Raw genomic sequence first — 18,558 nt, forward strand, 5'->3', positions numbered from 1 at the left:
GTATATAAGGGATGAAATTCTTGGAAATTATTACTTTTATAAAAGAGATTTTAATAATGCAATACATTTTTTTAAAAAAGTTTTAAAAAGTGATCCTAATGCCAAATTATCAAGATATCATTATTTAAGTGGAATAGGATATGAGAGATTAAAAAAATATGATGATGCATTTGCTCATTATGTTGAATCTATAGATATAGATCCAATATTTGTTGATCCTTATATCGATTTAGGTGGAATGTTAGGTAAATTACATGAATATGAGAAAGCAGCTAAATGTTACAGAGATGCAATAAAAATCACTCCTAATGATATAACTTTGTATTTAAATCTGAAAATGGTGTTGCAAAAAATGAATTTAAGTTCAGTCGAAAACCAAAATGAATTGAAAAATATAGAAAATGAGATAAAACGACTTGAAGTATTAGGGATTAAGGCTCCTCCAATGAATAATTGGTAGAGTTTAGTTTAAAGTTAAAATATCTTAAAAAATTGTTGCCAAATTAACTTAAGAATGTGACTTATATAACTTCTAAATTTTTTAGTATTGTTGAAAAATGCTTCCACTTCTGAGTGAAAGCATAATTTTCATTCTACTGAAAAACAATAAACTTTACTGGTATATGTTTAACCAACCAGACTCCATTTTCAGCTTGGAAAAATTCGAATCCATTCTTATGCATTTCTAAAGCATGAATAATTAAAATCTCAGGTTTGCCATAACGTGCTCCTACGGATAGGGCAGTGTCTTTGTTTTCTGTTAGATGTACATATTGACGATCTTTAGAGATTAAACCTTGTTCTTTTATAGAATTTATAAACCTTTGAGCTGTACCATGATAAAGAGAAACTGGTGGTACAAGCTTATTTAGCGTGATATCAACACTTGTGGTTGAGTGGCCTTGTACAGCACGAATATATTTTCCATCGTCAGAAATTTGGAACCGCTTTTTATCACTATTGTTCACAATATCCTTAATAATTTCTTCATCTAAATCTACATTCTTGACTGGTTGTGACTTGGAAATTAACTCTCCAACATTTGCCCAACCTTCACGATCTAATGTTAGATTAATTTCTTCTGGTTTGTGTCTTAGAATAAAACTTAAATATTGGCTAATTGCTTTTTCGTTCATAGATATAAGAGTATTAGAGTTTTTTATATTTTAATGATTTTATTAACTTAAGAGTAGTCTTATAGTGAAACTAAAAAATTGACATGAAAATTGTTGGTTCATTGTTAGGTGCTTAATAAAGGAGTTAACTGTGTTAGGTATATCTTTAAGTGAAGAGTGGAATGATGACACTATTTATATATACGGCATATACCATAGTAATAACGATATATTGTTTTATGGAATTTCTGGGGAACATGGTAATGAACTAATTGCATTTAAGCAGAGAGAAATAGAAATAAAAGATCCTAAAGTACGGTATGAGATGGTCTATTATGGTAATGATGGTTGTAGTCATTTTATGATGCTTCATTGGGCTTTAGCTGAAGATGGCTTATTAGATAAATTATTAGAACGTGACCCAGATTCTTTAGCACTTTTTTCTAAGTTAAGATGGCTTGATAGTAAGCAAGATTTTACTTAATTCAATGACCTTTATTGCTTGAAGATTTCTTTAAAGGGTTATTTATCTAGAGAAATAAGTCTATATGGGATGAAAAAAGTATTGCAAAAGTAGTACTAAAATCAACAGTGTGACAATTACAGGTATTTTGACGGGATTAGAAGTAAATTTCTATTTGGGATATTATTTATGCTTGATGAGCTTAGTTTTTTTCAAAAAGTTGGTATTTTCGTACAACCAATTATTTTAGTGATAATGGGAATTTATGGGCCGAAATCATTAAGAAATGTCTCATGGGCAATGTTATTTTTTACGTTAACTACATATCTTTTTAATTTATTTTGAAGCAGATGGCTGTATACAAGCGTATCAAAACCATAGTGATATAAAAAGTATTCACTATTTGAAGTTAAATCTAGTATTGGTTTTAGTAACTGTATTAGCAATACAGGAGCCATCCAATACATCATGTTATATTCCGATAGAAAGCTTTAAAAAGGCATTCACTGGCGAAATAGTAATAATTAGGAATTATAAATAGTGTTACAAGTTCATGCTAAATTTGAAGATGATCTTCATACAGAAAATATGCTTAAAACATCACAAATACCGTGTTTATGTAAGATTGCTGAAAAATTTGAAATCGACTTTTTAGTCGCTTATCCTCAGGTTACAGGTTTTGTAACAGGTTGGGAGTATAAAGAAATTGATTTAAGAGTATCCGCAGGTGCTGGTGGGGAATATCTTCATTATAAATATGGATTAATTACTTTATCTAAGCTTGAGAAAGATTTATATATTATTGAAAACTTGTCTATGTTCGAATCAGGAAGTGGATGGCTTCCAGTAGTTGAAAATAGAGAATATAGCCATGTAGCTGAAGTTGAAGAGCCAGATTGGTTGAAAGATTTATGACCTAACTCCAATAGAAGATTTTAATAAATTCTTTACATGTGAAAGTATTATTCTGCGGAATTATAAATAAATGTTTATTTTAGATCTTAAACTTCCAAATAATTTACATTCTGAAATGATGTTGGAGTGTGAAAATATTCCGTGTTTGGTGAGGATAAATAGTATATTTAATATTGATTTTTTTGAGACTGTTCCTCATATATCTGGACAAGTTTTAGAATGGTCATGGAGCGAATTAAATAAAAGAGTGCCTGCTGGCTCTGGAGGTGAATATATGTACTATAAACGTAGTTTAATTACATTAGAAAGAATTGATAAAGATCATTTCAAGATTTTAGATTTAAGTATGTTTTTAAATGGTATAGGCTGGTGTAAAGTTATTGAGAACTCTATATATGCGGAACCAAATCCTAATTTGTGGGATACGGATCCTGATGAATATTAAAGCTATGAATAAAACATGAATTTAATCAATCGCAGTAGTACGTTCTTTCTTGCAGTTTTTCTGATGATGAGTCTTTCAAATACATATGCAACTAGCATACAGGCTTTACATACTGAATTGTAACAGGAAGCAGGGCTTTAGCAAGACTTGCTTCAGCATCTAGACTCGTAGGAGTAAGTGATAAAACTGTAGATAATGTTGAGCAGCGAGCGAAAGTTCAATAGGAGTAATAACTGTGGTTGAATGTATTTCTAATTCCATTGGAAAAGCATTAGTTGAAAAAGGGAGTAGTTTAAATAGTTTTTTCAAGTTATCAGTAAATTATGATTATGACTATAATTATGATTATGCTTTAACCGTAGGGGAGAAGTATTTTATTTTAGGTAGTTTTGTTAACAATAATTGCCTATATTACTATATTTATGATGATTATGTGCGGGTAGTGCCTACAATTCTTTTTGATATTGAAAAGTATTGTTTAAATAATGATATGTCTTTTTATATTGATAATAATCAAGGTGGTTGTTTAGGTGTTATTTTTAATCCTCTTAATAAAATAGATTATTGGTATGAAAAGTATTTGGATGAAGATGTAGATGTAGTGGAAATTGTTAATAATATAATCAACTTAAAGCTGTAGATAATATTTAATAGCGTATCAAAAATATAGTGATATAAAAGTATTTACTGGTGAAACAGTAATAGCTAGGAATTATAAAGAATGTTAGAAGTAATCGTTAATTTTGAAGATAACTTGTATACAAAAAAAATATTGGAAGTAAATGATATTCCATGTGTGTGCAAAATATCTAGTACATTTGAAATTGAGTTTTTGGAGGCTGTTCCGCAGGTAACAGGAAAAGTTTTGAATTGGAATCATAAAGATATAGATGCTCGTGTACCAGCAGGTGCAGGTGGCGAATATATTCATGATAAATTTGGGATGATTTCTATATCTAAGCTTGATAACAATTTATATATTATTGAAAAACTGTCTATGTTTGAGCTGTGGAGTGGTGGTTGGATTAAAGTTATTGAAAATAGAGAGTATGTTGACATTATTGCAGAAGAGGAACCAGATTGGCTGAAAAATTTATAAATAAAATTAGTTATGTTGTAAAAGCGAAACTATTAGGAAGTGAATTGTTCGATCTTTTAAGAGAAGAGTTAACTGGTCAGTATGACGTTATCTATGAAAGTTAAGATAGCTTAAAAAATTACTCCCCAATTAACCTAATTATATGACATTGTATGGCTTCTAAAAATTTTTTAATATTTTTGAAAAATAGAAAAATTGAAGCTTTTCCTTCTCAGAACGCACCAATTTCAAATCAATAGATATGGATAAAACATGAATTTAATAAATCGCAGTAGTAAGTTCTTTCTTGCAGTTTTTCTGATGATGAGTCTTTCAAATATATATGCAGCAAAGATACAGGTTGAAGAGGTTGATGCAATGGAAGCCGCTGGAGCAGAAGTGGCAGAAGCGGGTGGAACTGATGTTAGTGGAATGAACGGTCAATGTCGTGCTGATGAAGCTTGTGATGCGGTAACTTCTGTAGCTCCTGTTTCTGAGGATGAAATGTACGGTGGTATTGAACAGGAATATGTTGTAAAAGGCTGTAAAGTAACGGTCTACAATGATGGACCAGTGAAAATGGTCGATGTAAAGACGGATCAACCATGTGATGCTCCACTTCCTAAAGGTCATAAATTCTCTAAAAAGAACCATTAATTATTTTGTGTAGCATCTTTAAACGGGTGCTATTGAAATGAATTTACCAAGCCTCAAGCCAACTGCGAGTAAGAGGCTTAGTTTTATAATTTATTCTCATGAACTACTACATAAATTAGCGCAATCTTTTATTGCTGAACTCAAATATTTTTAAAAAAACTATAGAAATAACAACATCTGATTTTACCCGTCGATTTTGTAGTCCATCTTAAAACCCACTGATTTATCAAATACTTTGTCTGATTTATTTTAAAACAGTTGTCACTTTTTGTGCTTGACGATAAATAGAGTGACTATTATCCTTTGCGTGCTGGCCTACATTGCCAGTCGGTTGTCGCAGACCGTACTTCAAGAGCATTAAAAGATTCTTCTTTTAGTGTGTATACCCTCGCGCCCCCTCTATGGTGGAACGGAGGGGGACACCTTCGGGTGTGCTGGGTCTTGAAGCCAGTCTGCGAACCCCCTTCGTTCTGCCACCATAATTTTAATGTCTGGCAGAACTCCAAATAAAAAGGAGTCGGCTTTGCACATCCATTATTTCTTGGCAGCCTTTGCCAAAAGCTATAACAACACAACTTAGTTTGTTAACGAGTTTGATCGCCATTAGGTTTATCAAGCTTTAAATCATCACGACCAAAAACTTAGCAACTATAAAACTCGAGATGTGCCAAGCACAGTCTTTATGGGTTTTGCTGTGCCTTTTTTTCTCCCAGAAAGGGCACAGATTTTTATATCTCTTTTATATACAACAAAAATTTATTTTATAACGGTAAAACTATGCCAAATTTAACGCTCCCAACACGTGCTTTTGAAGTTGTAAAAAAAGGGATTCATCTGTTCCATCACGGTGGATTTCACACCGTTGGCGTCGACAAGATTGTGAGGGAAACCGAAGTCACAAAAATGACGTTTTATAACTATTTTCACTCTAAACAACGCTTCATTGATATTTGTCTAATTGTGCAAAAAGAACGACTTCAAGATCAAGTGACTGCACTAGTGGAATATGACCATGACACAGCCGCAATCGATAAACTCAAGAAACTTTATTTTTTACATAGCGATATAGAAGGGCCATATTACTTATTATTTAAGGCCGTTTTTGAAATTAAAAATAGCTATCCAAACGCCTATCAAACCGCGGTAAGGTACAGAACATGGCTGACCAATGAAATCTATAGCTTATTTAGAACATTAAAAGCCGATGCATCATTTAATGAGGCCAGACTCTTTTTATATGTGATTGAGGGTGCAATTATCCCACTTGTGAATAACAGCAGTACAGGTGAAACAGATAAGGCGCTAGATTACTTTTTACTGAAGGTTGGTCTGGTTTAGATAAATATCCCAAAGTACATGGGTAAGGTACTTTGGGATATACAGGTTTTAAATTTTACTTATAGTAAGTTTGGATTTGGGTAGCAAGAAAGTCATAACTTGTTTTATTGAATAAAGCAAAGTCACTTTTTGATTGGTAGTTGGTGTTCCATGTAGTTGGTGGTGCACCATAGGTTTCAGAGATAACATTACCTTTAACTTGCCATTCACCATCATAGATTTTGCCATTCATTTCAATGGCTGGATCCTTACCATTGTCATAAATTGGGTTACCTGCACTATCTACAAAATAAGTCACCTTATAACCAGCAACAGTATCAAATTTATAATTAAAGTTTTGATAATATTTTTGTTGCCATTCAGCTAGGGTTTTGAAATCAGTGAGTGAGCTATCAAATAAATAAAATTCGGTATTGTTATAAACAACAGACTTCGGTACATAAACAAAAGAACCGCTTGGGAAAGTTGCGTTACTATTTACTAAGTTTGCAAAGGCTGTTTGATTATCTTTAAGAATACGAGAAAATTGATTATTGATATAGTCTGTATCTTTAGTTGTTGCATTCGCTGTATCAGGTGGGAAAATATCAGTTATTTTTTTACCGGAAACATCAATTTTCTCATAATCGAAACTAACATTATCTGAATTTAAACTACAAGTATCATTAAATTGAGCAGTTGTAATTTGTGAGCCTTGTGATGCAACAATATAGCCCTCAGGCCAACCATTATTTTGCTTCTGATAAGTCTTTTTAGTGAAAAGACCAAAAGAGTTAAGGTCGTAAGTTTGTACAACATCTTCAGCCGAACTACTTTCAACTTCGTCAGCAGTTACATTATAAATTGCTTTAGGAGATGAATATATCATCTGCCCATTTCTTTGAAATTCATCTGCATACAATTGACCAACTATATTAAAACTATTAGCTGTAGGCACTTGCTTATAATTGTATGTAAGAGAGTATAACGGCTCATCAAAAATTGTATTGGTTGAAAGCGTAGAGTTTAAGAGAATACCTTTGTCACACTTTAGACTATTTCCATTTTGAGTAGATTGCCCTTGACCTTGCGATGATACATTTTCAGTATTATTAGAGCTTGAACTGCCTCCACCGCACCCCGTTAATATAATAAATGAAATAGAAACTGCTAAAATTGAAATTTTTTTCATGAATAAACCTTAAGTATTTATGTTTACTTTGCGGGGTGATTATATATTTTTTATTGATTAAAAACAGACTGTTAATTTATATTTGTTAAATATTAAATTGATTTAAATATACTGGATAGTCATCTTACTTAAAAAGCCCCTATGCAGCTTTGATTTTATAAATTTCTATTATGAAGTTTTTTTAAATAAAAATATTCATTATTTATAAAATTATCTATATCTTTCTATCTATATATAACTATTTTTAATCATTACTGATTCGTTTCTCAAGCATCTCCATAAAGGTTTTTAAAATATTATTGTGGTTTTTACCCTTATGAGTAATTAAGCATATAGGGGTGCTGTAGTGCATTTTGTCTTTTAAAACAGGTTGCATCACACCGTCTTCAACCCATTTTTTTGCATAGTGGTCGGGTAAAAAGCCTAAGAATTTTCCAGTTAAAATAAGAAAGGCAATACCTTCACGGTCACTTGCAGTCGCTTTACAATCTAAAAGCTGATGCAACTTTGCTGCTTCCGAGGTAATGGCATAATTAGGAAGAATAGCTTGCCATTTTTTTAATTCATTTAAATTGATGCTACTACATTGGTTAAATAAAGGATGGTTTTTGCCGCAGTATAAAAATGAACTTTCACTATATAAGTCGAAATAATCTAAACCAGACAAAGGCGTTACAAGGGGAATAACGCCTGCATGCAAACGGTTATCGAGCACACGGCACTCAATATCTGAAAGGGTGCTCATACTAATATTAATAATAACTTCGGCATGCTCTTCGGCAAGTTGAGTCAAGGTGTTGGTGATATAGCCTTTAGGCATAGTCACAAGGTTGTTAATAATCCCGATATTAAACTCACCCTTGAGGCGGTTATGCATTTGGTTGACTTTAGAGCGGAAGTCTTCAATCGCTGCTGTGAGTACTTCAATATATTCTAAAATTTCCCGTCCTTCATCGGTGAGGGCAAACCCAGCACGGCCTCGCTGACATAGTCGAATGCCCAAACGATTTTCTAAATCACTCATATGCAAACTAATTGCAGAGCGGCTAATACCTAAAATACTTTCGGCAGATGTAAAGCTGTGACAGTCGCAAACCGTTTTAAAAATTTTAAGAAGTTTTATATCAAAATCAGTAACTTGATTTAATTTTTTAGGTTTCATTTAGTTTTGTTTTTTTAAATCTAAACTCAAGATAATTTGAATTTATCAAACTTATCTCGCTATGTACACTCAAACCATAATTTGAAAATAAACAGGAATGGTTATGTTTGATACGGATAAATTCAGCGACTCTGAACATACTTTGGACGCGGTTCAAACCAATAATAATATGCATATAAATTATCAGGCACACTGGATGCCTTTTTCAGCAAACCGAAACTTTGCTAAAGACCCACGTATGATTGTGGGTGCCAAAGGATCGTATCTAATTGATGATTCGGGGCGTGAAATTTATGACTCACTCTCAGGCCTATGGACGTGTGGTGCAGGCCATACCTTACCCGAAATTCAACAAGCGGTGAGCGCTCAGTTAGGTCAGCTAGACTATTCACCAGCTTTTCAGTTTGGTCATCCATTGTCTTTTAAGCTGGCAGATAAAATTGTTCAGCATATGCCCGAAAAACTACAACACGTTTTCTTTACCAACTCAGGTTCAGAGTCGGCAGATACGTCTATAAAAATGGCACGTGCCTATTGGCGTATTAAAGGCAAACCAAGTAAAACCAAATTGATTGGTCGGGCGCGTGGCTACCATGGTGTAAACGTTGCGGGAACCAGCTTAGGCGGTATTGGTGGCAACCGTAAAATGTTTGGTCAACTTATGGATGTAGACCATTTGCCGCATACCTTGCAGCCAAATTTAACTTTTACCAAAGGCTGTGCAGAAACAGGTGGGGTAGAACTTGCCAATGAAATGCTTAAATTAATTGAGCTACACGATGCTTCAAATATTGCAGCCGTCATTGTAGAGCCTATTTCTGGCTCGGCAGGTTGTATTGTGCCGCCAACGGGTTATTTACAGCGTTTAAGAGAGATCTGTGATCAGCATGACATCTTGTTAATTTTTGATGAGGTGATTACAGGTTTTGGCCGTTTAGGAACGTGGACGGGGGCGGAATATTTCGGAGTTACGCCAGATATTTTGAACTTTGCTAAACAAGTCACCAACGGTGCCATTCCTTTAGGTGGTGTGGTGGCTAGCCATGAAATTTACTCTGCCTTTATGCAGCAAGACTTACCAGAACACGCCATTGAATTTACTCACGGCTATACCTATTCGGCACATCCGGTTGCTTGTGCGGCTGCTTTAGCTGCGCTTGAAGTTTTAGAAAAGAAAAACCTGTTAGCTCAATCTGCGGCGTTGGCTCCAAGTTTTGAAAAAATGCTACACGGTTTAAAAGGCGCACCGTACATTTTAGACATACGTAACTGTGGCTTGATTGGAGCTTTGCAGTTAGCTCCGCGTGATGGCGATGCCACCATTCGAGGTTTTGAGCTTGGTATGAAACTTTGGAAAGAAGGTTTCTATGTTCGCTTTGGGGGTGACACGCTTCAGTTCGGTCCAATGTTTAACAGCACTGAGGCTGATATTGACCGCTTAATGAATGCCGTGGGCGATGCGCTTTATCAAGTGAATTAAGGCTTAGAGACATTTCATGGGCGTCTATAACGGTAATAGATGCTCTTTAGAAACCAAATGAAAAATACAGTTTGATCTGAAAACTAATTGTAGTAAGGAGTAACAATAATGACAAATGGCCTAGAAAATTTTAGCTATGACGAAGTTTCAACTGAAAATAGTACGCATAGCGAACAAGCCAAAAAAGTGCTAGGGCATTTCATTCAAGGAAGAATTGTATCTAAAACGGCAAGAAAACAGCCAGTTTACAATCCTGCGACGGGTGAAATTAGTAAAGAAGTCGAAATTGCAGATGCTCAAACGGTAAATGAAGCAGTTCAGGTAGCCGAGCAAGCATTTCCTGCATGGCGCGATACACCAGTTATTAAACGTGCGCGTGTCATGTTCAAGTTTAAACAATTATTAGAGCAAAATGCCGAAAAGATTTGCGCTTTGATTGGGCAAGAGCACGGCAAAATTTCTCATGATGCTCAAGGTGAATTGCAACGCGGTATTGAAAACGTTGAATATGCTTGCGGCGCGCCAGAGCTTTTAAAAGGGGAGTTTTCAAAAAATGTCGGTCCAGATATCGACTCATGGAGTGAATTCCAACCGCTAGGTGTTGTGGCTGGGATTACTCCATTTAACTTCCCAGCCATGGTGGCTTTATGGATGTTCCCAATGGCATTAGTCTGTGGTAACTGCTTTATTTTAAAACCTTCTGAAAAAGCGCCTTCTGTGGTTTTATACCTTGCTGAACTTTTAAAACAGGCGGGTTTACCCGACGGCGTGTTTAACGTGGTGAATGGTGATAAAGAGGCGGTAGATGCCTTATTGCATCATCCACGTATTCAGGCAGTCAGTTTTGTGGGTTCAACACCAATTGCTGAATATATTTACCGTACAGCGACTTCAACAGGTAAACGTTGCCAAGCATTAGGCGGTGCAAAAAACCACGCGATTATTATGCCTGATGCCGATATTGATAACGTAGTGACTTCATTATTAGGCGCTGCTTTTGGCTCTTCTGGCGAACGTTGTATGGCACTGTCGGTTGCGGTTGCCATTGGCGATGAAGTTGCCGATGTTGTGATTGATAAGCTCACTCAAGAAATGAAAAAATTAAAGTTCGGTAACTATGCAGATGCAAGTAACGACTTTGGCCCACTGATTACCCAAGCACATAAAGACAAAGTGCAGGCTTATATTCAAAGTGCGGAGCAGCAAGGCGCAAAAATTGTGGTCGATGGCCGTGATGCAAAACCGGCAGGCTACGAAAAAGGTTTCTTTGTGGGGCCCACTTTAATTGACCAAGTCACACCAAACATGACCAGTTACCAGCAAGAAATTTTTGGTCCTGTGTTGCAAGTTATGCGTGTGAATAGCATGCAAGAAGCGATGCAGCTCATTAATGACCATGAATATGGAAATGGTACTTGTATCTATACCCGCGACGGTGAGGCAGCTCGCTATTTTAGCAGTCACATTCAAGTTGGTATGGTGGGTATTAATGTGCCTTTACCGGTACCTGTGGCTTACCATAGCTTTGGTGGCTGGAAACGTTCATTGTTTGGTGATTTACATGCGTATGGTCCAGATGGCGTCCGTTTCTACACACGCCGTAAAACCATTACACAACGCTGGCCATCGGCTCAAGTCCGTGAAGCAAAACAGTTCTCAATGCCGACTTTAAATTAATTTTTATTATCAGGGAAAACAGCAGTTTTCCCTTTTTTCATGACTGTAGGATTTTAAACATGTAATAAATTGTTTTTATGGATATATTTTTAAGGAATGAAATATGAATAATGATAGAACAAAAAAATTAGGCGAAGGACTCTCAAATCGCCATATCACAATGATTAGTATTGGCGGTGTTATTGGCGCAGGTTTATTTGTCGGTTCATCTTCTGCAATTGCCAAAGCAGGCCCGGCAGTGATTCTTGCATACCTGATTACCAGCATTATGGTATTTCTGGTGATGCGCATGTTAGGTGAAATGGCCGTTTTAGAGCCGGACACAGGTTCATTTTCTACCTATGCCCGTAAAGCCATTGGCCCGTGGGCAGGCTTTACCATTGGTTGGTTGTATTGGTGGTTTTGGGTACTTGCGATTCCGGTAGAAGCTATTGCAGGTGCTGAAATTTTACATTCGTGGTTTCCGAGCGTTTCGGTTTCTATCTATGCGTTTTGCTTTATTGTGTTCTTAAGCTTAGCCAACTTTTTTAGTACCAAAAGTTTTGGTGAGTTTGAGTTCTGGTTTTCTTTGGTCAAAGTGGTTGCCATTATTGGCTTCATTATTATTGGTATTTTGGCAATTTCTGGTATTTGGCCTTTAGCTAAAAATGTCAGTGGAGTTGCCAATTTATATAACAACGCTGGCTTTATGCCGCACGGTATGGGAGGCATTTTATCTGCCATTTTAATTACGGCATTTTCATTCTTTGGGGTGGAAATTGTCTCGATTGCTGCAGCCGAGTCATCTAACCCTAAACAGAAAATTAGACGTGCAACGAACCTTGTGTTGTACCGTATTATTCTTTTCTTTGTGGTCTCAATGTTTATTGCTGTTTCACTTGTCGATTGGCGTTCACCGGACTTACAAAAGTACGGGACATTCCAATACGTTTTAATGAGCTTAAACGTACCGGGCACTAAACTTATTATTGATACGGTCGTGTTTATCGCCGTGGCGAGCTGTATGAATGCGGCAATTTATACCTCTTCTCGTATGTTATTCCGTTTAGGAACACGCAATGAAGCACCGCAAGCAGTGACTAAAGTGAATTATGCTGGTGTACCTGCCATTGCGGTGTTTTCCTCAACTTTTATTGGTTTAGTGTGCTGTGTCATTAACTATGTATTTCCGGGAAAAGTGTTTAGCTTATTGCTTTCAAGTACAGGTTCGATTGCTTTGCTGGTGTACTTGGTTATTGCGTTTTCACAATTGCGTCTAAGACATAAGCTCGAGGCAACTGGAGCGGAAATTCCATTTAAAATGTGGCTATTTCCATGGCTCACTTGGTTTGTGATTATCATTATTTTAAGTGTATTGGCTTATATGTTTTTCTCGCCAGCCTATAGTTATGAAACCACTTTATCATTAGGTGTGACTTTAGCTGTGGTGGGTTGCGGATTATTTGTGACCCGAAAGCGTAAAGCAACCCGTTCGGTTGCGATAAATCAGAGTAACTTATAAAAAATATTAAATAAAAATTTTAATGCTATAAATAAAAAGCTCCTTAATGAAAAGGAGCTTTTTACTGTTTTAATTCTAATTGTTTTATTTTAATTGTTGTTTATCTTTTTAAATAAGCTGCACAGTTAGAAAATCACTGTGCAAAGAAGTTTAAATGGCTTGCCAGTTTTCTTGAACTTCTTTTGAGTTTTTATTTAAAATGACTTGATCATCTTTTACCTCCCCAATCCAAGAAGTAGGAATAAGGTGATGTTGATCATTTTCATCACGAGTGAGTTTCAACTGATTTTCACCTTCTAGATGATCGACAGTCCCTACTTTAGTACCACAAGAAGCAATAACGTCTGCATGTTTTTTAATATCATTAATATTTAAAGTACTCATTTTGGACCTCTTCTTTGGAAATAGAAAAACGGTAGAAACTAAATTACTGGATAAAACAGCAGAAATCTTTGTTTTTTAATAAACCTTACATGATTATTTTATAATTTCACTTAAGCGATATATTTAGATAACAATGAAATAAAAAGAAATATTCATTTAATAAAGTTATAGAAAATATCTTTTCATTACATTTTATATCTTTAATTAAACAGAATTATTTCGATATGTTTAAGTGAATACTTTTGAATAATTATTTGTAATGAATATTAAAATATCTATAAATATGACAGTCTTGAGTATGTTGAGTGAATTCGAGCATGCTCAGCCTGAAAACAAAAGTCAGCTACGCCAAGATTTGCTTCGCGAATTGGTAAGATTAGCTAAAAATTTACCCTATCCAGCTTCAGGTCAAACCTATCAGCGGTGGCAAATGTTTGCTCAAGTGGCAGGGTATGATTTAAGTCTAGCTAAATTATTTGAATCACATTGTGATGCCTTAAGTATTTTAAATGAACTTGGTTATCAAGATGAAATAGACGATCAGACTTGGGCCGTATGGGCAGCAGAGGGTGGACCAGTACCCGTACAAGTAGAGAACAATCAGTGTAGTGGTATAAAAACTTGGTGCTCAGGTGCTGAGTTTATTCAAAAAGCCTTAATGAGCTATAAGGACAAACAAGGCCAAGCACAGCTTTGTATTGTTGAATTGGCTCATCCTTCGGTTCAAGTTGACCTACGTCACTGGCAAGCAGTGGGCATGCAAGGAACCCAAACAGCCCAAGTACATTTTGACAATACTCCCGTTACTGCTATAGGTCAGCCAAATCGCTATTTGGAACGTCCAGGATTTTGGCATGGTGCAGCCGGTGTCGGGGCCTGTTGGTATGGTGCGGCGGTACGCTTAGTCAGTTTTTTACAGAAAAGCTGCCAAACCCATCCAAATGCATTTAAAAAAATGTATTTGGGAGAGTTAGCTCAACAGCTCTCTGTAACTAAGCAGTATTTTCAATATGTTGCCAAGCTTATAGATGACGAACCTATGCTCAGCCATGAGCGTGAAATCCGTATATTACGTGCCCAAACAGAACAATGCTGCCAGAGTGTTATTCAACTCGTTGGCAAAGCTTTGGGCGCACGGCCTTATTGTGAAGAAGCTACATTTTCACAGCTCATTGCTGATTTGCCTGTCTTTATTCGACAGAGCCATGCAGCTTTTGACTATGAGTCTATTGCAGAGCTCTGTTTGCCGGAGAAAAGCTTATGGGAACTTTAACGCATCCCTTGGTCGAAGACCGTGTGATTTCAGGTGAAGGGACACCGAAGTTCAGGTGGCTAGAGGCATTTAAAAATCATCCTTTAGACGGGCTGAATTTACAGTTATTTCAATCTAAAAGAGTGGTGATTGTCGCTCCGCATCCCGATGACGAAGTGCTTGGCTGTGGTGGTTTAATGCAACAGTTAGTCAAAGAAAATTGTCACCTTGTTATTGTGGCTGTCAGTAATGGAACGCAAAGCCATCCACACTCAACAAAATACAGCCCAGATGAATTAAACGATTTACGGCCACAAGAAACTTTAGCTGCTTTGGACAGTCTAGGTGTGTCAGATTTTTCTGAACGAATTGCTTTAAATCTAATGGATGGTCAGATTCATTTACAGGCTCATCAGTTGAGTCAAGCACTCAGCAGAATAGTTCAGCCTGAAGATATTTTAATTTGTAGCTATGCACTTGATGGTCATCCTGACCACGAAGCTGTCGGAAAAACGGTACAGGCCTTTGCAAAAGCTCATCAGTTACTCTGTCTACATGTATTGATTTGGGCATGGCATTGGGCAGAGCCTTTAGACCCACGGATTGATTGGTCCAAAGCAAAAGCTTATGCCTTAACGGACAACCAATTAATTAAAAAACATCAGGCGGTTATGCAATTTAAAACACAACTTGAAGCTGATGAAAGCACTGGCAATTCCGCCGTTTTGTCTTCAAGTGCAATTAGCCGTCTTTTAATGCCTTATGAGGTATATCTGAGTGATTCATTCTCGTGTGTATTTTGAAGAGTTGTATCGTAGTAATAATGACCCATGGGGCTATGACTATCACTGGTACGAAGCCCGTAAAAGACAAATCTGCCTTGCATTATTAACACGACCACACTACGAAAAAGTTTTAGAAATTGGCTGTTCAAATGGGCATTTAAGTGTTTATCTGGCTCAGCGTGCGGCTCATCTGTTATGTATTGATGTGTCGAAGCAAGCCGTTCAGCTCGCATCCCAACGGTTAGAAGCATTTGAACATGTAACTGTTGAAAATAGAAAAATACCTGAAGAATTGTGCGAACAAAAATTTGACCTGATTGTAATTAGTGAAGTGGCGTATTACCTCACATTCGATGAGTTAGGTGAGTTCATTAAAAAATTAAAGCATGCACTAAACTCCGAAGGCGAAATTTTATGTTGCCATTGGCGACATGATATTCAAGATTTTGAATTGAATGCCCAGCAAGTCCACCAAAGCTTTCAACAATCTTTTCCATTTCATCACTATTTAAGTCTGAACGATCCGGACTTTATGGTCGATGTTTGGACGGTTAATCCTTCATCAATAGCTCAGCGAGAACAATTACGATGAAAATAGGTGTTGTAGTTCCAGCGCATAATGAAGAGCAACATTTGCCAGCCTGTTTGCAATCAATTCAGGAGGCGGTTGAAAAAGTACCGGATGAACAAGTCGAGGTCATGGTCGTACTTGATAGTTGTACGGATCAGTCGCGCTCAATTGTACAGCGCTACGGAGTAAGCTGGATTGAATGCAATTATGCATGTGTCGGAAAGGCACGGGACTTAGGGATTCGCCAACTTATTCAAAACGGAGCAACTTGGCTGGCCTGTACCGATGCCGATAGTGTGGTTAGCCCAGACTGGTTACGCTGCCAAATTTTGCATCAACCTACCGATGCAATTTGCGGTATTGTGACTTTAGATGACCTGAGCCGTTTATCGGTTATGAAACAAAAAAAGTATTTGTCACATTATCAAGACTGTATGGATCATCATCATATTCATGGGGCAAATTTAAGCTTTAGTGCTGCCGCTTATATGCAAGTTGGTGGTTTTGAGCCGGTTCCTTGTCATGAAGATGTTTCACTGATTGAGAAATTGATCAGGCAGTGCTGCAATATTACATGGAGCAATTTAGTTCGAGTAACCACCAGTAGTCGACTAGAAGGAAGAGCACCTGAAGGTTTATCAAAATTTTTAGAAAATCTTTAATTAATATTATTTTCTTAAGTTTATTTTAATAATTGATTTATATTCTAAACTCATATCCTCTGGTATACATTTGTTTCAGTATTCATTGAGTTATACCTTTTGCCACATCACCCGATGTGGTTTTTTTTCATTATAACGATTAAAAAAATGAGTCAATGTAAAAGTATTCCCCAACAAGAATATGGTACATCTGACACGATGACACAAAAAATCACAAAAGCTAAAACTCACGATTTTCATAAATTGTTTAGATAGCTATAGATAAAATAACGAGGAGAATATTCATGAAAAGAATATTATTTACCACACTCACTGGACTTGTTTTATTAACTAGTAGTGCAGCATTTGCAAGAACAGATCCCGCTTTACTTAATCAAGCAGCAAAAAATGTAGTCACTGTTTCAAAAGCTAAAACTTTAGCTGATGAAACAGGAGTAACCTTAACTGGTACTATCGTTAAGCATATCGCTGGCGACCATTATGAATTTAAAGACAAAACAGGTTCAATCGTGATTGATGTCGATGATGATTTGGCAAATGGTTGGCAGTTAAAGGTTGGAGATAAAGTGCGTATTGTAGGTGAGGTTGATACTCATCGTATGAAACCGACCGATATAGAAGTTTTACAAATTGAACGTGTTAAATAATACGATTTAAAATGCAAAGGCCCGAATTAGTTTCGGGTTTTTTTATGGAAATCAACAAGGTTGCGATTTTTTTATAATAATGAAATATAAAGTATTTCTAATAAAGGTGTGTTAAGTTGAAAATTCCATTAATTATGAAATTTTAGATTTCACGGAAGTCTTATGAACGTTCGACTGTGTTATGCCAGCCAACGAAATGAAAATAATGAAGATTTGCTACAAGATTTGCGTGATATCCTGACTGAAGCTCGTGATTTCAACGATTTAAACGAGATATGTGGGGTGCTGTATTATGCCGATAATGCATTTTTTCAATGTTTAGAAGGCGAAAAAGAGATTGTTGAAAAGCTATTTGAGAAGATTCAGAAAGATCAAAGGCATTACAATATTAAATGGTTGTGCACATATTCCATTGAAGAAAACTCTTTTCAACGTTGGTCAATGAAATATGTGCAACGCAATACAAATATTGAGGCTTTCTTTCTTGGCATGGGAGAGAATACCTTTAACCCAATTTTGCTAAATCAACAAAATCTCAAATTTTTCTTAAATGAACTATTAATTGCAGAGCAAACTAAAATTAATACGGTTAAGAAAGTTGGAATGGTTAATCGAGGAGTAAACCCATTCTAGCTATTTGAAGCTATACCGATATGGATGTGCTTGAGTTTAGGTACAATTTTAGTCATGACTAAATATACAATCATTGAAACCGAAAGCATCCATATCACTTCTAAACTTTGACTAATCACAAACATTGCCCAGTAAAAAAAACTAAAAAGGGCTATACACAGTCCACTACCTTTGTAGTACCACGTAATAAACATTCCGAAAAGTGCTGAAGAAATTAAGAGATTAAGCGTCTCGTTCATTCCTACATAATTAAAGAAAATAATTAGTAAGCATAAAGCTAACATTGATAGTAAATATACAAATATATTTTTTGCGATAAACATTTTCTATATCCTATCTGAATATTTTAAAAGGTATCTTTCCTCTGTTTCCAGAGGAAAGATAGTACATATTAATTTTTTGAGATTCTTTTTCTATTATTAAGAGTTTTTATATTAATAAAGATGACTTTATCATTTTCTCCAGATCTCTTTATTAATATTCAGCTTTCTATTTAATAGTAAAGATTGCTTATATGTACTGAAATTAATTATAGGAAAAACAATCATTTGTATTGTAAGCTTTGGCTTACATAGTTGTGAGAGATTGCCTACATTTGTATAAAAAATGATCTAATTTTACA

22 protein-coding genes are annotated in these 18,558 nt (G+C 35.9%); 17 read left to right on the forward strand and 5 right to left on the reverse strand.

Going from position 1 to position 18,558, the window contains the following annotated elements; genetic code table 11:
- The coding region (locus tag ACH63V_RS16210) for a tetratricopeptide repeat protein (protein ID WP_396464061.1) at positions 1-460 on the forward strand (460 nt) is incomplete at its 5' end.
- 133 nt (positions 461-593) lie between these two features.
- Here ACH63V_RS16210 and ACH63V_RS16215 read toward each other — a convergent pair.
- Entirely contained in the window at positions 594-1,136 is a 543-nt protein-coding gene (locus ACH63V_RS16215) for an RNA 2'-phosphotransferase (protein WP_396464062.1), read from the reverse strand.
- Positions 1,137-1,266: 130 nt separating this feature from the next.
- Between ACH63V_RS16215 and ACH63V_RS16220 the strand changes: the two genes are divergently transcribed.
- The 7 genes from ACH63V_RS16220 to ACH63V_RS16250 all read left to right on the forward strand — a co-directional run bounded on the left by ACH63V_RS16220 (position 1,267) and on the right by ACH63V_RS16250 (position 6,011).
- A complete protein-coding gene (locus ACH63V_RS16220) occupies positions 1,267-1,599 on the forward strand; it encodes a hypothetical protein (RefSeq protein WP_284118112.1) in 333 nt (110 codons plus the stop codon).
- A 519-nt stretch (positions 1,600-2,118) separates the two neighbouring features.
- Entirely contained in the window at positions 2,119-2,493 is a 375-nt protein-coding gene (locus ACH63V_RS16225; protein ID WP_004886310.1) for a hypothetical protein, read from the forward strand.
- A 70-nt stretch (positions 2,494-2,563) separates the two neighbouring features.
- Complete coding sequence (locus tag ACH63V_RS16230; RefSeq protein WP_004886311.1) at positions 2,564-2,938, forward strand: hypothetical protein; 375 nt, start codon at positions 2,564-2,566, stop codon at positions 2,936-2,938.
- Positions 2,939-3,173: 235 nt separating this feature from the next.
- Positions 3,174-3,578, forward strand: coding sequence for a hypothetical protein (locus ACH63V_RS16235; RefSeq protein ID WP_396464063.1), 405 nt, complete (start codon positions 3,174-3,176; stop codon positions 3,576-3,578).
- 81 nt (positions 3,579-3,659) lie between these two features.
- Positions 3,660-4,037, forward strand: coding sequence for a hypothetical protein (locus ACH63V_RS16240; protein ID WP_019458428.1), 378 nt, complete (start codon positions 3,660-3,662; stop codon positions 4,035-4,037).
- A 357-nt stretch (positions 4,038-4,394) separates the two neighbouring features.
- Positions 4,395-4,673 carry a hypothetical protein gene (locus ACH63V_RS16245; protein ID WP_396464074.1) on the forward strand — a complete coding sequence of 93 codons (279 nt, stop codon included), beginning with the start codon at positions 4,395-4,397 and terminating at the stop codon, positions 4,671-4,673.
- Between the two features lie 777 nt (positions 4,674-5,450).
- Complete coding sequence (locus ACH63V_RS16250; RefSeq protein WP_396464064.1) at positions 5,451-6,011, forward strand: TetR/AcrR family transcriptional regulator; 561 nt, start codon at positions 5,451-5,453, stop codon at positions 6,009-6,011.
- A gap of 55 nt (positions 6,012-6,066) precedes the next feature.
- Here ACH63V_RS16250 and ACH63V_RS16255 read toward each other — a convergent pair whose 3' ends face one another.
- Together ACH63V_RS16255 and ACH63V_RS16260 are read right to left on the reverse strand one after the other, a co-directional pair.
- On the reverse strand, positions 6,067-7,182 hold the full coding sequence (locus ACH63V_RS16255) for a hypothetical protein (protein WP_396464065.1): 1,116 nt from the start codon (positions 7,180-7,182) through the stop codon (positions 6,067-6,069).
- 244 nt (positions 7,183-7,426) lie between these two features.
- Entirely contained in the window at positions 7,427-8,344 is a 918-nt protein-coding gene (locus ACH63V_RS16260) for a LysR family transcriptional regulator (protein WP_396464066.1), read from the reverse strand.
- Between the two features lie 97 nt (positions 8,345-8,441).
- Between ACH63V_RS16260 and ACH63V_RS16265 the strand changes: the two genes are divergently transcribed.
- From ACH63V_RS16265 to ACH63V_RS16275, 3 genes are all read left to right on the forward strand, one after another.
- Positions 8,442-9,824: an aspartate aminotransferase family protein gene (locus ACH63V_RS16265; RefSeq protein ID WP_396464067.1), complete on the forward strand. Its 1,383-nt coding sequence runs from the start codon at positions 8,442-8,444 to the stop codon at positions 9,822-9,824.
- A 108-nt stretch (positions 9,825-9,932) separates the two neighbouring features.
- Positions 9,933-11,501: a CoA-acylating methylmalonate-semialdehyde dehydrogenase gene (locus ACH63V_RS16270; protein WP_396464068.1), complete on the forward strand. Its 1,569-nt coding sequence runs from the start codon at positions 9,933-9,935 to the stop codon at positions 11,499-11,501.
- A gap of 103 nt (positions 11,502-11,604) precedes the next feature.
- Complete coding sequence (locus tag ACH63V_RS16275; protein ID WP_396464069.1) at positions 11,605-13,002, forward strand: amino acid permease; 1,398 nt, start codon at positions 11,605-11,607, stop codon at positions 13,000-13,002.
- Positions 13,003-13,152: 150 nt separating this feature from the next.
- On the opposite strand, the gene ACH63V_RS16280 is transcribed toward ACH63V_RS16275, so the two are convergent.
- Positions 13,153-13,386, reverse strand: a complete 234-nt coding sequence (locus tag ACH63V_RS16280; RefSeq protein ID WP_024439164.1) for a DUF2171 domain-containing protein — start codon at positions 13,384-13,386, stop codon at positions 13,153-13,155.
- A 298-nt stretch (positions 13,387-13,684) separates the two neighbouring features.
- On the opposite strand from ACH63V_RS16280, the gene ACH63V_RS16285 reads away from it, so the two are divergent.
- From ACH63V_RS16285 to ACH63V_RS16310, 6 genes are all read left to right on the forward strand, one after another.
- Positions 13,685-14,659: an acyl-CoA dehydrogenase gene (locus ACH63V_RS16285; RefSeq protein ID WP_396464070.1), complete on the forward strand. Its 975-nt coding sequence runs from the start codon at positions 13,685-13,687 to the stop codon at positions 14,657-14,659.
- A complete protein-coding gene (locus ACH63V_RS16290; RefSeq protein ID WP_396464071.1) occupies positions 14,647-15,441 on the forward strand; it encodes a PIG-L deacetylase family protein in 795 nt (264 codons plus the stop codon). The genes ACH63V_RS16285 and ACH63V_RS16290 overlap by 13 nt, the downstream gene beginning before the upstream one ends.
- The gene (locus tag ACH63V_RS16295) at positions 15,416-16,015 is read left to right on the forward strand and encodes a class I SAM-dependent methyltransferase (protein ID WP_396464072.1); all 600 of its coding nucleotides are present in this window, start codon (positions 15,416-15,418) and stop codon (positions 16,013-16,015) included. The genes ACH63V_RS16290 and ACH63V_RS16295 overlap by 26 nt, the downstream gene beginning before the upstream one ends.
- Positions 16,012-16,656, forward strand: coding sequence for a glycosyltransferase family 2 protein (locus ACH63V_RS16300; protein WP_024439160.1), 645 nt, complete (start codon positions 16,012-16,014; stop codon positions 16,654-16,656). The genes ACH63V_RS16295 and ACH63V_RS16300 overlap by 4 nt, the downstream gene beginning before the upstream one ends.
- A 284-nt stretch (positions 16,657-16,940) precedes the next feature.
- Positions 16,941-17,303 carry a NirD/YgiW/YdeI family stress tolerance protein gene (locus ACH63V_RS16305; RefSeq protein ID WP_396464073.1) on the forward strand — a complete coding sequence of 121 codons (363 nt, stop codon included), beginning with the start codon at positions 16,941-16,943 and terminating at the stop codon, positions 17,301-17,303.
- A gap of 162 nt (positions 17,304-17,465) precedes the next feature.
- Positions 17,466-17,936, forward strand: coding sequence for an AnBLUF65 family BLUF photoreceptors (locus ACH63V_RS16310; protein ID WP_263614117.1), 471 nt, complete (start codon positions 17,466-17,468; stop codon positions 17,934-17,936).
- On the opposite strand, the gene ACH63V_RS16315 is transcribed toward ACH63V_RS16310, so the two are convergent.
- Positions 17,933-18,259 carry a hypothetical protein gene (locus ACH63V_RS16315; RefSeq protein ID WP_263614116.1) on the reverse strand — a complete coding sequence of 109 codons (327 nt, stop codon included), beginning with the start codon at positions 18,257-18,259 and terminating at the stop codon, positions 17,933-17,935. The genes ACH63V_RS16310 and ACH63V_RS16315 overlap by 4 nt on opposite strands.
- Between the last annotated feature and the right edge of the window lie 299 nt (positions 18,260-18,558).

It is taken from the genome of Acinetobacter sp. ABJ-A23_2 (assembly GCF_044538765.1).
In the GTDB taxonomy this organism is placed as follows: domain Bacteria; phylum Pseudomonadota; class Gammaproteobacteria; order Pseudomonadales; family Moraxellaceae; genus Acinetobacter; species Acinetobacter nosocomialis_A.

What these genes read in the sequence shown, in the direction of transcription:
- ACH63V_RS16230 (WP_004886311.1), top strand. Translation starts at nt 2,564, where the DNA reads ATGTTTATTTTAGATCTTAAACTTCCAAATAATTTACATTCTGAAATG.
- ACH63V_RS16240 (WP_019458428.1), top strand. Translation starts at nt 3,660, where the DNA reads ATGTTAGAAGTAATCGTTAATTTTGAAGATAACTTGTATACAAAAAAA.
- ACH63V_RS16305 (WP_396464073.1), top strand. Translation starts at nt 16,941, where the DNA reads ATGAAAAGAATATTATTTACCACACTCACTGGACTTGTTTTATTAACT.
- ACH63V_RS16215 (WP_396464062.1), bottom strand. Translation starts at nt 1,136, where the DNA reads ATGAACGAAAAAGCAATTAGCCAATATTTAAGTTTTATTCTAAGACAC.
- ACH63V_RS16270 (WP_396464068.1), top strand. Translation starts at nt 9,933, where the DNA reads ATGACAAATGGCCTAGAAAATTTTAGCTATGACGAAGTTTCAACTGAA.
- ACH63V_RS16275 (WP_396464069.1), top strand. Translation starts at nt 11,605, where the DNA reads ATGAATAATGATAGAACAAAAAAATTAGGCGAAGGACTCTCAAATCGC.
- ACH63V_RS16260 (WP_396464066.1), bottom strand. Translation starts at nt 8,344, where the DNA reads ATGAAACCTAAAAAATTAAATCAAGTTACTGATTTTGATATAAAACTT.
- ACH63V_RS16255 (WP_396464065.1), bottom strand. Translation starts at nt 7,182, where the DNA reads ATGAAAAAAATTTCAATTTTAGCAGTTTCTATTTCATTTATTATATTA.
- ACH63V_RS16315 (WP_263614116.1), bottom strand. Translation starts at nt 18,259, where the DNA reads ATGTTTATCGCAAAAAATATATTTGTATATTTACTATCAATGTTAGCT.
- ACH63V_RS16250 (WP_396464064.1), top strand. Translation starts at nt 5,451, where the DNA reads ATGCCAAATTTAACGCTCCCAACACGTGCTTTTGAAGTTGTAAAAAAA.
- ACH63V_RS16310 (WP_263614117.1), top strand. Translation starts at nt 17,466, where the DNA reads ATGAACGTTCGACTGTGTTATGCCAGCCAACGAAATGAAAATAATGAA.
- ACH63V_RS16265 (WP_396464067.1), top strand. Translation starts at nt 8,442, where the DNA reads ATGGTTATGTTTGATACGGATAAATTCAGCGACTCTGAACATACTTTG.
- ACH63V_RS16245 (WP_396464074.1), top strand. Translation starts at nt 4,395, where the DNA reads ATGGAAGCCGCTGGAGCAGAAGTGGCAGAAGCGGGTGGAACTGATGTT.
- ACH63V_RS16300 (WP_024439160.1), top strand. Translation starts at nt 16,012, where the DNA reads ATGAAAATAGGTGTTGTAGTTCCAGCGCATAATGAAGAGCAACATTTG.
- ACH63V_RS16280 (WP_024439164.1), bottom strand. Translation starts at nt 13,386, where the DNA reads ATGAGTACTTTAAATATTAATGATATTAAAAAACATGCAGACGTTATT.
- ACH63V_RS16285 (WP_396464070.1), top strand. Translation starts at nt 13,685, where the DNA reads ATGTTGAGTGAATTCGAGCATGCTCAGCCTGAAAACAAAAGTCAGCTA.
- ACH63V_RS16290 (WP_396464071.1), top strand. Translation starts at nt 14,647, where the DNA reads ATGGGAACTTTAACGCATCCCTTGGTCGAAGACCGTGTGATTTCAGGT.